The sequence below is a fragment of the Mesorhizobium sp. URHB0026 genome (assembly GCF_054059755.1).
On sequence record NZ_JBSSCN010000001.1, the window covers coordinates 2,283,425 to 2,297,212 of the forward strand.

At 64.6% G+C, this 13,788-nt stretch carries 11 protein-coding genes; 5 read left to right on the forward strand and 6 right to left on the reverse strand.

Features of this window, described 5'->3' with window-relative positions; all coding sequences use genetic code 11:
• Positions 1–48 precede the first annotated feature (48 nt).
• The 6 genes from ACVWWD_RS11460 to ACVWWD_RS11485 form a co-directional block, all read right to left on the reverse strand.
• Positions 49–885: an ATP-binding cassette domain-containing protein gene (locus tag ACVWWD_RS11460; protein ID WP_457103071.1), complete on the reverse strand. Its 837-nt coding sequence runs from the start codon at positions 883–885 to the stop codon at positions 49–51.
• Positions 878–1,756, reverse strand: a complete 879-nt coding sequence (locus tag ACVWWD_RS11465) for an ABC transporter ATP-binding protein (protein WP_352547616.1) — start codon at positions 1,754–1,756, stop codon at positions 878–880. The genes ACVWWD_RS11460 and ACVWWD_RS11465 overlap by 8 nt, the downstream gene beginning before the upstream one ends.
• On the reverse strand, positions 1,753–2,601 hold the full coding sequence (locus ACVWWD_RS11470; protein ID WP_352547618.1) for an ABC transporter permease: 849 nt from the start codon (positions 2,599–2,601) through the stop codon (positions 1,753–1,755). Before ACVWWD_RS11470 ends, ACVWWD_RS11465 begins: the two co-directional genes overlap by 4 nt.
• A complete protein-coding gene (locus ACVWWD_RS11475; RefSeq protein ID WP_023772615.1) occupies positions 2,594–3,601 on the reverse strand; it encodes an ABC transporter permease in 1,008 nt (335 codons plus the stop codon). The genes ACVWWD_RS11470 and ACVWWD_RS11475 overlap by 8 nt, the downstream gene beginning before the upstream one ends.
• Positions 3,602–3,688: 87 nt before the next feature.
• Positions 3,689–5,218 (reverse strand): ABC transporter substrate-binding protein, encoded by a 1,530-nt coding sequence (locus ACVWWD_RS11480; protein WP_023792571.1) that lies wholly within the window; start codon positions 5,216–5,218, stop codon positions 3,689–3,691.
• 111 nt (positions 5,219–5,329) lie between these two features.
• Positions 5,330–6,901, reverse strand: a complete 1,572-nt coding sequence (locus ACVWWD_RS11485) for a phytoene desaturase family protein (protein ID WP_352547621.1) — start codon at positions 6,899–6,901, stop codon at positions 5,330–5,332.
• 118 nt (positions 6,902–7,019) lie between these two features.
• On the opposite strand from ACVWWD_RS11485, the gene ACVWWD_RS11490 reads away from it, so the two are divergent.
• The 5 genes from ACVWWD_RS11490 to ACVWWD_RS11510 all read left to right on the forward strand — a co-directional run bounded on the left by ACVWWD_RS11490 (position 7,020) and on the right by ACVWWD_RS11510 (position 13,785).
• Positions 7,020–7,811 (forward strand): cyclase family protein, encoded by a 792-nt coding sequence (locus tag ACVWWD_RS11490; RefSeq protein WP_023772618.1) that lies wholly within the window; start codon positions 7,020–7,022, stop codon positions 7,809–7,811.
• 152 nt (positions 7,812–7,963) lie between these two features.
• Positions 7,964–9,535 (forward strand): phytoene desaturase family protein, encoded by a 1,572-nt coding sequence (locus tag ACVWWD_RS11495; RefSeq protein WP_352547623.1) that lies wholly within the window; start codon positions 7,964–7,966, stop codon positions 9,533–9,535.
• Positions 9,535–10,017: a MarR family winged helix-turn-helix transcriptional regulator gene (locus tag ACVWWD_RS11500; protein WP_023772620.1), complete on the forward strand. Its 483-nt coding sequence runs from the start codon at positions 9,535–9,537 to the stop codon at positions 10,015–10,017. Before ACVWWD_RS11495 ends, ACVWWD_RS11500 begins: the two co-directional genes overlap by 1 nt.
• 44 nt (positions 10,018–10,061) lie before the next feature.
• A complete protein-coding gene (locus ACVWWD_RS11505; RefSeq protein WP_457103072.1) occupies positions 10,062–12,215 on the forward strand; it encodes a thiamine pyrophosphate-dependent enzyme in 2,154 nt (717 codons plus the stop codon).
• The gene (locus ACVWWD_RS11510; RefSeq protein ID WP_352547627.1) at positions 12,208–13,785 is read left to right on the forward strand and encodes an indolepyruvate oxidoreductase subunit beta family protein; all 1,578 of its coding nucleotides are present in this window, start codon (positions 12,208–12,210) and stop codon (positions 13,783–13,785) included. Before ACVWWD_RS11505 ends, ACVWWD_RS11510 begins: the two co-directional genes overlap by 8 nt.
• Positions 13,786–13,788 lie beyond the last annotated feature (3 nt).

Sequence of the window (13,788 nt, forward strand, 5' to 3'; positions counted from 1 at the left end):
ATTCTCCAGTCGCACGTCCGAGGCCCGCTTTTCGGCGTGCGTTCGCATTCATGTCGGCGCTTTGCCGGCGGAAGGAATGTCCAGCCAGCTCGCATCGATTTCGGGCAGCGGAATGGCCGCGATGAGGTCGCGCGTGTAGGTCTGCCGCGGCATGTCGAACAGCGCCTCCGTGGCGCTCGCTTCCACGATGCTGCCTTCGCGCATGACGACCACCTGCCGGCACAGCCGCCGGATGACCGACAGATCGTGGCTGATGAAGGCGACCGTCAGACCCATCTCCGCTGCAAGCTTCTCGAGCAAGGTGAGGATCTGGGCCTGCGTAGACACGTCGAGGCCGGAGACGATCTCGTCGGCCAGCACGAATTTTGGCGACAGCGCCAGTGCGCGCGCAATGCCGACGCGCTGGCGCTGCCCGCCCGACAGTTCGTGGCGGTAGCGGGTGGCGAAGCTTTGCGGCAGGCCGACGCGTTGCAATGCCTCGGCGACGCGGGATTTCAGATCGTCGCCGAGCCCGTTCTGCTTGAGCGGAGCGGCGATGATGCTGGCAATGGTGCGGCGCGGATTGAGCGACGACATCGGATCCTGGAAGATCATCTGCAGGTCGCGGCGCAGTGGCCGCAGTTCGGCTTCCGGCAGATGGGTGATGTCACGACCTTCGAAACGGATGCTGCCGGCGCTCGGCTCCAGCAGCCGCACCAGCGCACGGCCAAGCGTCGATTTCCCGGATCCGGATTCGCCGACGATGCCCGTCACCGAGCCGGTGGGCAGGTCGAAATCCAGGCCTTTCAGAATCTCGGCCAAAGGTGCGCGGCCGATGAGCGGCTTGCGTGTCATGTCGGGCAGCGCGACCTTCAGCCCGCGCACGGAGAACAGCGGCTCAGCCATGCGGACGCCTCCAGGCCTGGTCGGCGGCAGCGATCTCGGCGGCGAGCCCCGCCAGTACCGTCTCGTCCACCGGCTTCAGCGAAGCGAAGGGATCGGTATATCGCGGCGTGGCGGCCATCAATGCCCTTGTATAGGGGTGCTTCGGCGCGGCGAAGAGCGCCGCCGTCTCGGCCTCTTCCACCACCTTGCCGGCATAGAGAACCGACACTTTCTGGCTGATCTTGGCGACGACGCCAAGATCGTGGGTGACGAACAGGATCGCGGTGCCGTGCTCGCGTTGCAACGCCGCGATCAGCCGCAGGATCTGCTTCTGCACCGTCACGTCGAGCGCCGTGGTCGGCTCGTCGGCGACGATCAGCCGTGGCTCGGCGGCAAAGGCGGCGGCAATCAGCACGCGCTGGCGCATGCCGCCGGAGAGCTCGTGCGGATAGCTCTTCAGCACCCGGTCGGGGTCGCGGATCTGCACCTCATCAAGCAACTGGCGGATACGCCGATCGGCCTTGTCTCCGCTCCAGCCGAGGATGCGCACCAGACGGTCGGTCATCTGGGAGCCGATGCGGCGCGAGGGGTTGAGCGCGGTCAGCGGATCCTGCGGGATCAGCGCCGTGCGCGCGCCGATCAGCGTGCGCCGCGCTTTTGGCGGGAGTTTGCCGAGGTCTTCGCCCTCGAGCCTCATATCGCCTTCGACGATGCGCACGCTCAATGGCAACACACCCAGCACCGCCTTGCCGATCATCGTCTTGCCGGCGCCGCTTTCGCCGACAAGCGCGCGCACTTCACCGGGTTGTACCGAGAGCGAAACAGAGCGCAGCACGCGCTGGCCGTTGGCCAGCACCGCGCTCAGATCGGCTATGTCGAGACAGGCGCTCATCGCAGCACCGGATCGAAACGCGTCTTCAGCGCCTCGCCGAACTGGCTGAAGGACAACACGGTGAGGATCAGCGTGACCAGCGGAAACACCAGCACCCACCATGCCTGGTGGATCGACAGCCGGCCCTCGGCGATGATGCCGCCCCATGTAGGGTCGTCGGTCGAGATAGATAGATTTACGAAGGACAGGATCGCCTCGACGATGACGGCGATGCCCATCTCCAGCGACAGCAGCGCCACGATCGACGGCACCACATTGGGCAGAACTTCGCGCAGCATGATGCCGAAGCGGCCATAGCCGGCGATGCGAGCGTTCTCGACATAGTCCATGCGCGACTGGCCCATCGCCTCGGCGCGGATGACCCGGCAGAAACGCGTCCAGTCGATGATGGCGATGGCGAGGATAACGGAGCTTAAGCCGGTGCCGAGCACGGCGACCAGCAGAATGGCGAACAGCACCGGCGGGAAGGCCATCCAGATTTCGACGATGCGTGAGATGATGCGGTCCGCCCAGCCGCCGAAATAGCCCGCGATCAGGCCTAATGTGGAGCCGACCACGCAGGCGGCGATGGCCGCCGCGAAAGCGACGATGAAGGCGATGCGGCCGCCGAAGATCAGGCGCGAGAGCAGGTCGCGGCCGAGGCTGTCGGTGCCGAGCCAATAGCCCGGCTCGGCACCGTCGAGCCAGAACGGCGGCAGACGTTCCAGCATCAAATCCTGCGCAAGCGGATCCTGCGGCGCGACCAGCGGCGCCAAGATCGCCGCCAGCAGCGCCAGCAGCAGCCAACCTCCCGCCAGCCACAGCCTCGGGCTCGATCCGCGTCGCGAGATGCGTGCCTCATCCATGGCGCAGCCTCGGATTGAGCAGCGCATACATCATGTCGACTGCGAGGTTGATCAGCACGAACAGCAGCGCGAAGACCAGCACGATACCCTGTATCAGCGGCAGGTCGCGGTTGATAACGGCGTCGATCGCCATGTTGCCGAGGCCTTCATAGGAGAACAGCCGCTCGACGATGACGGTGCCGCCGATGAGGAAGGTGAATTGCACACCGATGAGCGTCAGCGTCGGCAGCGCGGCGTTCTTCAGCGCCTCGCGCAAGATGACCTGCGTTTCAGAAAACCCCTTGACCCGCGCCAGCACGACATAATCGAGGTCGAGCACTTCCTTCAGCGACTGCTTCAGCAGTTGCGCGATGATGGCCGCGAGCGGCAGCGCCAGCGCCACGGCTGGCATTAGCATGTGCTTCAAGAGGTCCCAGGTGAGGTCGAAGCGCAGCCGAAACAGGCTCTCGAAGAAGTAGAACTGGGTGATGAAGGGCAAGTCGAGCTGCGGCGACACGCGGCCGGAGATGTCGAATATCGGCACCAGCACGCCGAACAGCAGGATCAGCACCAGGCCCCAGAGAAAATCGGGGATGGAAAGTGCGGCACCGCTGGCGATGTCGATGCCGGCCTCGACCGCCGTGCCGCGTTCGCGCGCACCGAGGATCGCCGTCGTGCCGCCGATCGCCACCGCCATGATGAGCGCGACAATGGCGAGCTCCAGGGTTGCCGGCAGCCGGTTGAAGACGAGGCCAAGCACGTCTTGCCGGAGCGAGATCGAGGTGCCGAAATCGCCCCTGGCGACCCCGGACAGCCAGATGAAGAACTGCTGTACGATCGTCTTGTCGAGCCCATAGAGCGCTCGCAGGCGGGCGATGTCGTCATTGGTGGCGCCGGGCGGCAGCATCATGGCGATCGGATCGCCGGGCGCGACGCGGATAACCACGAATACGACGACGGCCACGCCCAACAGCGTGATCAACATCGTCAGCAGACGGATCAGGAATCGTTGCAGGAGCATGTAAATCTTTGCAGGAGCCCGCAGGCTCATATGCCTGTAGAATGCGCGCCGTCGCTATGGACGGCGCGCGGTAAGCCCAGGCAGATATCAGGCCGGGGTCATCAGGGCCGGTAGCAGCGCGCCGGAGATATGCTGCACCACGTTGACGCCCTTTGCATGCACGATCGGTTGCGCATACTGCATAAGCGGCAGCACGTAGGCCTGCTCGGCGATGTATTTATCGACCGCCTTCCACCCGGCGATGCGCTTGGCCTCGTCCTTCTCTCCCCACAGCGGGTTGATCATGTCGATCAGGTCCTGGCTGTCCCAGACCGAATGGGGGCTCGGCCCATACATGGCAAAGCCGGTCGACGTGGTCGGGTCGCCAATGGCATTGCCCCAATTGTAGAAGGCGGCGGGCGCGAGCTTGTCGGCGGCGCGCAGCTCGTAGTGCTTGGCGATCTCATAGACCTCGATCGTCGCCTCGATGCCGACCTTGCGCCACATGCCGACGATCGCCTGGATCATCTCATAGTCCTTGGGTTTGAAGCCCTTGGTCGTCTGAATGGTGAACTTGACCGGCTTTTCCGGCGAATAGCCTGAGGCAGCCAGCAACTCCTTGGCCTTCTCCGGATTGTGCTCCACCTTGATCGAGGCATCGAAGGCCGTGTATTCCGGGGTCTCCAGTGTGGCGATCGGCTGGCCATAGCCGCGCAGCAGCCGCTTGACCAGAAGCTCCTTGTCCACGGCCATGACGGCTGCCTGGCGCACGTTCTTGTCCAGCATCGCTTCGATGTCGTTGAAGAAGATCATGCCGATGTCGGAAACATTCTTGATCGACCCGGCAAGCCCGTCCTTGGCGATCAGCCGGTCGTACTCTTCATAGGGGATTTCGAGCGTCACCTGCGAGGAACCGGATTCGATCTCGGCCACCCGGCTCGCGGCGTCGGTGACGAACTTGATCGTCACATTCTCGAAGGCCGGCTTGCCGCCCCAATAGTTGGGATTGGCCTTCAGGCGCAGGAAGGCGTTGCGCTCGAACTTTTCGACCATGTAGGGACCGGTGCCGATCGGCGCCTTCTCGAAACCCTCGGCGCCGACCTTCTCGTAATAGGCTTTCGGCATGATGTAGCCGGTCAGGAACGACATCCACTTGAAATAGACCGGGTCGAACTGCACGACGTCGCCGGTGATTTTGTTGCCGTCGATCTTGAAATTGCCGACGTTCTTCCAGACGAACTGGATCGGGTTGCCGGTCTTTTCGTCGCCCGCCCGCTGCAGCGACCAGACGACGTCTTCCGGGGTGAAGGGCGAGCCGTCATGCCATTTCACGCCTTCGCGCACCGTCATCATGATTTTGGTGCGGTCGTCGTTCCAGCCCCATTCCGTCAAAAGGCCAGGCGCGAAGGACAGGTCCGGCTTCTGCGGGATGAACTGGTCGAACACCGACTGGTAGAGGCCCTGGATAGTCGGGTTGACGGCCGACGGGCCGGTGGTCGGGTCCCAGGACGGCAGGTTGACATTGTAGGCGATGGTCAACTCGCCGGCGGCAGCCTGGCTGATGTTGGGCAGGCCGACAGCGGCCACGCCAAGTGCCGCGGCACTGTATCCCAGTAATTCGCGTCTGTTGATTGTCATGGTCGTTCCCCTTGTTGGTTTATTTGTCTTTTGCGCGGCTTCGTCCGGTCATTGGTTCGGGCTTCGTGGGCAGCAGCGCTTGCCTCTCGTCGCCTTCATGAAATCGTCTGGCTACCTCCCGCCAAGCTGTTGCGCGAGCATGAAGCCCGAGGCGGCACCCGTGCCGGCACCGGGCCATGTCGCGGCGCCGGTGAGGTGCAGATTGGTGATCGGCGTGTTCCAGCCGGCATAGCCGCGCGCCGGACGGAACAAGAAGTTCTGCGCCAGATGATGGCTGCCGCAGACCTGGTCGCCGCCGACGAGGTTCGGGTTCTCGCGCTCGAGGTCGATCGGCGAAAACACCGCGCGACCGAGGATCTTCGCACGCAGCCCTGGTGCGTAGGTCTCGATGATGTCGAGCACGCGGTCGGCGTAGACCTCCTTGACCTGCCAGTGGGCTGGTGCGATCTTGGCCGAGGCGTCGCCCGCGATTTCAGCGGGCAGCATGCGCACCTGCACCCACAGAACATGTTTGCCTTCAGGTGCCCGGGAAGGGTCGACCGCCGTCGGCTGGCCGACGACCAGCACCGGTTCGTCCGGCAACATGCCTGATGTCGCCTGCTGAAAGGTGCGCGACATCTGGTCGAGCGATGGCGCCAGATGCACATAGGCGAACTGCCGAAGCTGTGCCCCGGCGCGCCAGTCCGGCAGGTCGTCCAGCGCCAAGTGTATCATCATCGTGCCGGGCGCATGGCGGAATTTTTGCATCGCCATGTCGAAGCAGGCGTCGCCCGAACCGAGCGGCAGCAACTTGCCGGCGAGCGCCTTGGGCGCGACGCCGGCAATCACCGCCTTGATGGCCGTATGCGTCTCGCCGGAAGCAAGCCGCACACCGCTGGCCTTGCCGCCGGAGACGGTTATCTCGGCGACATCGGCGCCGGTGACGATCCTGCCGCCGGCCGATGTGACCATGCCGGCCAGCGCCCGGATGATCGTGTCGGCGCCACCCTTGCCCAGCACCATGCCAAAACTCTGGTTGGCCATCGATTCAAGGTAGGGGAACACCGCGCCGCCGGCGATGTCGGGCGCGAAGTCGAGATGCATGCCCCAGGTGGCGAGCGTCGCCCTGACGTGCGGAGACTCGAAATTTTCCTCCAGCCAGGCACGCGGCGACGACAGCAGCAGCCGGCCGGTGTCGAGCGCGCCGGAAACACCTTTTTTGCGCCACAGGTTCCAGGCGGTGCTTGCAAGCGCCCGGGCGCTCATCGGCGAGCCCAGCAGCTTGAACAAATGCTCGGCCTCGGACGGGAAGGCGGCAACCAGCCTGCGCCATGTCGCGGCGTCGGCGGCTGAAAAGGCCGCCATGCGACCGGCGGTCTTTTCCAGATCGCTGCTGATGCCGAGCCAGCGTCCATCCGGAAAGGCGCTGGCGAAACAGTCGGCGACCGGCTCGAATTCCAGCCCCTGTGCTTTCAATTCATTTGCATATTTCCGGTGGAAGGCGGAGCCGGCGAACAGGCTCAGATTCATCGCGCCGAAGTCGTGACGGAAGCCTGGAAGCGTGAATTCGTGGGTCTGGACGGCACCACCGATTGTTGTGCTGCGCTCAAAAACCCCGGTTTTCCAGCCCTTGAGCGCCAGATGCGCGGCGCATGCCAGAGTGTTGTGGCCTGCCCCGACAAAGATGGCGTCGAACTCGCTCACGCCCCGTTCCCATTTCCTTTATGCTTAAAGATAATTGCAGATGCATATGTTTTCGTCTAGTAGGATATTAAGGGCCGAGACGAGCCTTGATCATGTCAGACAAGAGGGAACAGAGACCATGGACACCCAGAAACTCCTCGGCGAAGTTGCCGGCCAGCTTCTTTCCGGCGCCATCAAGGTGGTCGACCTGACGGCGCCGCTCGGGCCGGACACACCGCTGATCAAGCTGCCGCCGGAACTCGCCGTCGACACGCCGAAGGTCGAGATCCACTCGATCTCCCGCTATGACAAGAACGGTCCATGGTGGGCGTGGAACTGGCTGAAGCTCGGCGAGCATTCCGGCACGCATTTCGACGCGCCGCAGCATTGGATCAGCGGCAAGGACTATCCGGACGGCGCCACCGACACCATTCCGGCGCAGAACTTCATCGGGCCGGTCAATGTCATCGACTGTTCGAAGGAGGCCGCCGCCGATCACGATTTCCTGCTGACCGTCGACCACATCAAGGCTTGGGAAGCCAAGCATGGCGCGATCAATGCCGGCGAGTGGGTGGTGATGCGCACCGACTGGTACAAGCGCAACGGCTCGGAAGCCGAGTTCCTCAATGCCAACGAGACCGGTCCGCACACACCCGGCCCGACGGCGGAAGCCATCCAGTTCCTGATCAGCAAGGACATCAAGGGCTGGGGCTCGGAGACGATCGGCACCGATGCCGGCAAGGCCGGCGGCATGGAGCCGCCATTCCCGGCCCACACGCTGATGCACAAGGCCAACCGCTACGGCCTCGCCAGCCTCTGCAATCTCGACCAACTGCCGCCGAAAGGCGCGATCCTGATCGCGGCACCGCTCAAGATCGAGCACGGCACCGGCAGCCCGATCCGCGCGCTGGCGCTGGTGCCGGGGAAATAAAGCGAGGGCGGTCTTCGGGAGAAGATCATGGCTGCGAATGGTACCGCGATGACGAAGTGGGCGCGGCAACCTTGTGAGGTTGCCGCTCTACGCCAAGGAACGCTACCGCGCGCAATTAAACATCATCCACCAAAGCGGGGGAGCACCCCTCGATGACCGCCCCAGATCACATCATAGTCGGCAGCGGCATCAACGCGCTGGTCTGCGCCGCAATGCTCGGCGGCAAGGGCGCCAAGGTGCTCGTGCTGGAGCGCAACGACCGTATCGGCGGTTGCATGCGCACCGAGGAGATCACCGCGCCGGGCTTTGTCCATGACGTGATGGCGACGACCTTCGTGTTGTTCGTCACCTCGCCGGCCTTTGCCGCACTTGGCGCCGACCTCGCTCGCCACGGCCTGGAATTCTGCCACACCGGCACGCCGACCGGCGTGCTCATGCCCGACGGCAGCCATGCCGTGCTCAGCACCGACCGCGCCGCCAATGTCGCTGCCATAAATGCGATCGCGGCCGGCGACGGTGACCGCCACGCGGAAGATGTCGGCGGCATCGAACGCAATGCCGGCCTGCTGTTCGGCCTGCTCGGCGGCGCGCTTTGGTCGTACCCGACGGCGAAGCTGCTGGCCGGCGATACCTGGCGGCGTGGTCCGCGTGGCCTAGCCGCCTTTCTTGGCGAAGCGCTGGTGCCGGCGCGCGGCTGGCTGGAAAGCAGCTACCAGTCTCAAACCATTCGGGCGCTCTGGGCGCCCTGGGTGCTGCATGCCGGGCTTGGCCCGGAAGATGCCTTTTCCGGCCAGATCGCCAAGGTGATCGCCTTCGCGCTGGAGGCGGCCGGCGCGCCGATCGTCAAGGGCGGCGCGAAGAACCTGCTTGCCGCTTTCGAGGCCCTGATCAGGGAGCGCGGCGGAGACATCCGCACCGGCGCCGACGTAGCCTCGATCGTCCAGGCGGGCGGCCGCGCAGCCGGTGTGCGTTTGGCGTCGGGCGAAACGATTACAGCGAACAAGAGCGTCATCTGCTCGGTCACGCCGACGCAGCTTTACGGCCGCCTGCTGGGCAAGGACGCTTCGAAGGACGATGTCGAAGCGACGCGGAAATACCGCTATGGCAAAGGCAATTTCCAGATACATTACGCGCTGACCAAGCCGCCGTCCTGGCGCGGCGAGGGCCTCGACAAGGTGGCGCTGCTGCATTTGACGCCCGGACTGGACGGCGTTTCGAAAGCCTGCAACGAGGCGGCGCGAGGCATGCTGCCGGAGGTGCCGACCATCTGCGTCGGCCAGCCGCACGCGCTCGACCCGTCACGCTGTCCGGAAGGCCAGGCGATCCTGTGGCTTCAACTCCCCGAGGCGCCCCGCCACATCAAGGGCGACGCCGCCGGCAAGCTCGATGCGCCTGCCGACGGGCAATGGACCGAGGCGTTGCGCGAAGCCTATGCCGATCGCGTCGAAGCGATCCTCGCCGGCCATGTCGACGGGTTCAAGGACAGCGTAATCGCGCGCCGCGCCTATTCGCCGGTCGATCTCGAAGCGATGAACATCAACCTGGTCGGCGGCGACCCTTACGGCGGCTCCTCTGTTGTCGACCAGTCATTCCTGTGGCGGCCGTTCAAGACCAGCCGCAACCACCGGACCGGCATCAAGGGCCTCTATCATATCGGCGCCTCGACCCATCCCGGTGCGGGCCTCGGTGGTGGCTCCGGCTTCCTGCTGGCGGGGAAGCTGTGATGGAACAAAAGGTCGCCGAAAAACGCCAGCGCATTTCCACCCTCGGCCAGATCGGCCTGCAGCAATTCGCTCCCTATCTGATGAACCGCATCATGGGCCGCTACAACGCTACCTTGCGTGACGACTTCCGCAAGCAGGGCCTGACCATTTCGCAGGTGCGCACGCTGGCGGTGCTGTCGGTCACCGACGGCGTCACCGTGAACGACCTCTCGGTCTATACTGTCATCGAGCAATCGACCTTGAGCCGCACGCTGGACACGCTGGAGGGGCAAGGCTTCGTGCGGCGCGAGCAGGGCGTCACCGACAGCCGCATTCGCCACGTGTTCCTGACCGACGAGGGCCGCGCCGAGTTCACCCGCGCCTGGCCGGCCATGCACGACGCCTTCGAGGCGATGTTCGACGATATCGACGACGCCGAATATGCAGCACTCATCGCGACGCTTTTGAAAATGCTGAAAAACATTCGCAAGCACGACATCTAGATGCACGCGCCGCCAACTGTCGGCGGCAACGGAAGGAGGCAGAGATGGCCGAACGGTCTTTTGCCAAGGAAGTCGAAAAACTCAGGCTCGGCGCCGGCGAGGAATTCGCCGGCGAGGGCATCCTCGCCATCACCAAGGCGCTGCTGCAATGCGGCGTCGGCTATGTCGGCGGCTATCAGGGCGCGCCGATCAGTCATCTGATGGACGTTTTGGCCGACGCGCAGGACATTCTGGGCGAACTCGGCGTGCATTTCGAGGCAAGCGCCTCGGAAGCCACCGCCACCGCCATGCTCGCCGCTTCGGTGCATTACCCGATCCGGGGCGCGGCGACGTTCAAGTCGACCGTCGGCACCAATGTGGCTTCAGACGCGCTGGCCAACCTCGCTTCCGGTGGCGTCACCGGCGGAGCGCTGATTATCGTCGGCGAGGATTATGGCGAAGGCTCCTCGATCATGCAGGAGCGCAGCCATGCCTTCGCCATGAAGAGCCAGGTCTGGCTGCTCGATCCCCGTCCGAACCTGCCGTCTATCGTCAAGGCGGTGGAGGATGGCTTCGAACTGTCGGAAATCTCCAACACGCCGGTCATGCTGCAGGTGCGCATCCGCTGCTGCCACGTGCATGGCCATTTCATCGCCAAGGATAACAAGCGTCCGCCGATGACGGTCGCCGATGCGCTCGAATCACCGCGTCGCGACACCGGCCGTATCGTGCTGCCGCCCGCCTCCTTCCTGCACGAAAAGGAGAAGGTGCAGAAGCGCTGGCCGGCGGCGGTGGATTTCATCGCCAGGAACAAGATCAACGAGTTCTTCGGCTCGGACCATGGCTCCGTCGGCATCGTCATGCAGGGCGGCATGTACAATTCAGTCATCCGTGCGCTGCAGCGGCTCGGCCTTGCCGACACCTATGGCGAGACCGACGTGCCGCTCTACGTGCTCAACGCCGTCTATCCCTTGATCGACGACGAATTCCTCGTCTTCTGCGAGGGCAAGCAGGCGGTGCTGGTGGTCGAGGAAGGCCAGCCCAACTACATCGAACAGGCCTTTGCCGCGATGCTGCACAAGGCCGGGCGCGGCACCAGGCTGGTCGGCAAGGAGCACCTGCCGATGGCTGGGGAATATACGGGCCAGGTCATGCTCGACGGCATCGGCGCCTTCCTGCGCGCCGAGGCCCCGCATCTGCTGCCGGGCGAAGTGCGCGCCCCCAACAAGGTCGGCGACGGCGTCGACACGGCGGACCTGATCAATGTCGTTCCAGGACGACCGCCCGGTTTCTGCATCGGCTGCCCGGAGCGGCCGATCTTCGCCGCGACCAAGCTGGTCGAGCAGGAGCTCGGCAAGCATCACATCGCGTCCGACATCGGCTGCCATCTGTTCTCGATCATGCCGCCCTTCGAACTCGGCGCCACCACAATGGGGTACGGGCTCGGACCAGCCTCGGCCTCGGCGTTCAATTCGCCCGATGCCAAGCGCCGCTCGATCTCCTTCGTCGGCGACGGCGGCTTCTGGCACAACGGCCTGACCTCATCGATCGGCAATGCGGTGTTCAACAAGAATGATGGCGTCATCGTCATCGTCGATAATTTTTACTCGGCCGCCACTGGCGGGCAGGACATCCTGTCGTCGCGCGCGGGCAACAGGACCAAGTCGACCAAGCATCCGATCACCGAGGCGGTGAAAGGCATGGGCGTAAAATGGTTGCGCCATGTCGACCGCACCTACGATGTCGGCAAGATGCAGGACACGCTGCGCGAGGCGCTGACGACGGACGAGAAGGGGCCAAAAGTAATCGTCGCTTCGTCGGAATGCATGCTCAATCGCCAGCGTCGCGAAAAACCGCTGGTCGACAAGGCGATCAACGGCGGCGAGCGTGTCGTCAAGCCGAAATTTGGCGTCGACGAAGACATCTGCACCGGCGACCATGCTTGCATGCGGCTCTCCGGCTGCCCATCGCTGTCGGTCAAGTCGCTCGACGATCCGCTGCGCGACGATCCGGTCGCATCGATCGACCAGAACTGCGTCGGCTGCGGCAATTGCGGCGAGGTCGCCGATGCGGCGGTGCTGTGCCCGTCCTTCTACCGCGCCGACGTCGTGCACAATCCAAGCCGCTGGGACCGTTTCCTGGAGACGGCGCGCCGCGCGACGATCGGCTTCCTGCAGAGGCGGCGCGAAGGCCGGCGCCTGATATTTTCCGATGCTTGATCCCGTTCCTTCCTCGCGCCCCCGGTCCGGTGCTGCCGATGAGCCGGTGATCAAGCTCGCCGTGCTGGCCGTCGGCGGCCAGGGCGGCGGCGTGCTCGCCGACTGGATCACCGACGTCGCCGAGCGCAATTTCTATGTCGCGCAATCGACCTCGGTCGCCGGCGTCGCGCAGCGCACCGGCGCCACCATCTACTATATCGAAATGGCCCGCGACACGGGCCGTCTGCCGGTCTTCGCGCTGTCGCCCTCGCAGGGCGATGTCGATATCCTGATTGCCGCCGAACTGATGGAAGCCGGCCGAGCCATCATCAGGGGCTTCGTCACCCCCAACCGCACGACGCTGATCGCGTCCTCGCACCGCATCGCCGCCGTGTCGGAAAAGATCGAACCGGGCGACGGCCGCGCTTCGTCGTCCAAAGTCCACGCCACTGCGGAGGCCGCATCGAAGCGCTTCATCGCTTTCGACATGGAAAAGATCGCCGCCGACAACGGCTCGATGATCTCGGCCAGCCTGCTTGGCGCGCTGGCCGGCTCCGACGCGCTGCCGTTTACCCGTGAAAGCTACGAGCAGGCGATTGGCATCGGCGGCCGTGGCGTCAAGGCCAGCCTCGCCGCCTTCGCGGCCGCGTATGATCGTGCGCGCGGCACGGCGGCGCCGATGGCGAACCCGGCGGAGCCGGCGATTGTCGTATCTGCCCTGGGTGCGGGACATGTGAGTGGCCCGCGAAACCTTTTGCAGGGATGGCAGGCGCTTGCCGCTCGCATCGACCTGCTGCCGGTGGCGGTGCGCGACATGGCGCTCAGGGGCCTGAGAAAGGTCGTCGACTATCAGGACATCGCCTATGGGCGCGAATATCTCGACCGGCTGGACAGGGCCGTGGCGATTGACCACGCGGATCCAACCCATGCGCTGTCCATCGCAGCCGCCAAGCATCTGGCCAACGCCATGTGCTATGACGACATGATCCGCGTCGCCGATCTGAAAACGCGCTCGACCCGCGACAGGCGGGTGCGCAAAGAGGTTGGCGTCAAGGACGGTTCGGTCCTGCAAGTGACCGAGTACTTCCATCCGCGCATCGAGGAGTTCTGCGGCACGCTGCCGGCGAGGCTGGGCAGCTACATCGAGGACCGGCCGAAATTGGCAGCCTTCCTCGATCGCCGCATCAACCGGGGCCGCCGCATCCGCACCGACAGCTTTGCCGGGTTCGCCGCCTTGTGGTTCATCGGCGGCCTGCGCCGCTGGCGCCGCGGCCTGCTGCGGCATAAGGTCGAGGTCGCGCATCTCGATCGCTGGTATGCGCTGGCACTCGGCTCCGTGCCGGCAGATTACGCGCTTGCCGTCGAAATCCTCAATTGCCGCCGGCTGATCAAGGGCTACAGCGACACGCATGCGCGCGCCCAGTCGAAATTCGACCGCGTGCTGTCGGCGCTTGATCTGCTCAAGGGTAGGGAGGACGCCGCCGACTGGATCCGCCGCCTGCGCGAGGCGGCGCTGAAAGACGAGAAGGGCGACATGCTCGACGGCGCACTGAAAACCGTGGCGACGCTGGGATCGACTCCCATCACCTGAGAC

Excerpts from the sequence above, each read along its gene's own strand:
- ACVWWD_RS11460 (WP_457103071.1), bottom strand. The coding sequence starts at position 885 with ATGGCTGAGCCGCTGTTCTCCGTGCGCGGGCTGAAGGTCGCGCTGCCC.
- ACVWWD_RS11495 (WP_352547623.1), top strand. The coding sequence starts at position 7,964 with ATGACCGCCCCAGATCACATCATAGTCGGCAGCGGCATCAACGCGCTG.
- ACVWWD_RS11470 (WP_352547618.1), bottom strand. The coding sequence starts at position 2,601 with ATGGATGAGGCACGCATCTCGCGACGCGGATCGAGCCCGAGGCTGTGG.
- ACVWWD_RS11480 (WP_023792571.1), bottom strand. The coding sequence starts at position 5,218 with ATGACAATCAACAGACGCGAATTACTGGGATACAGTGCCGCGGCACTT.
- ACVWWD_RS11475 (WP_023772615.1), bottom strand. The coding sequence starts at position 3,601 with ATGCTCCTGCAACGATTCCTGATCCGTCTGCTGACGATGTTGATCACG.
- ACVWWD_RS11490 (WP_023772618.1), top strand. The coding sequence starts at position 7,020 with ATGGACACCCAGAAACTCCTCGGCGAAGTTGCCGGCCAGCTTCTTTCC.
- ACVWWD_RS11510 (WP_352547627.1), top strand. The coding sequence starts at position 12,208 with ATGCTTGATCCCGTTCCTTCCTCGCGCCCCCGGTCCGGTGCTGCCGAT.
- ACVWWD_RS11505 (WP_457103072.1), top strand. The coding sequence starts at position 10,062 with ATGGCCGAACGGTCTTTTGCCAAGGAAGTCGAAAAACTCAGGCTCGGC.
- ACVWWD_RS11465 (WP_352547616.1), bottom strand. The coding sequence starts at position 1,756 with ATGAGCGCCTGTCTCGACATAGCCGATCTGAGCGCGGTGCTGGCCAAC.
- ACVWWD_RS11500 (WP_023772620.1), top strand. The coding sequence starts at position 9,535 with ATGGAACAAAAGGTCGCCGAAAAACGCCAGCGCATTTCCACCCTCGGC.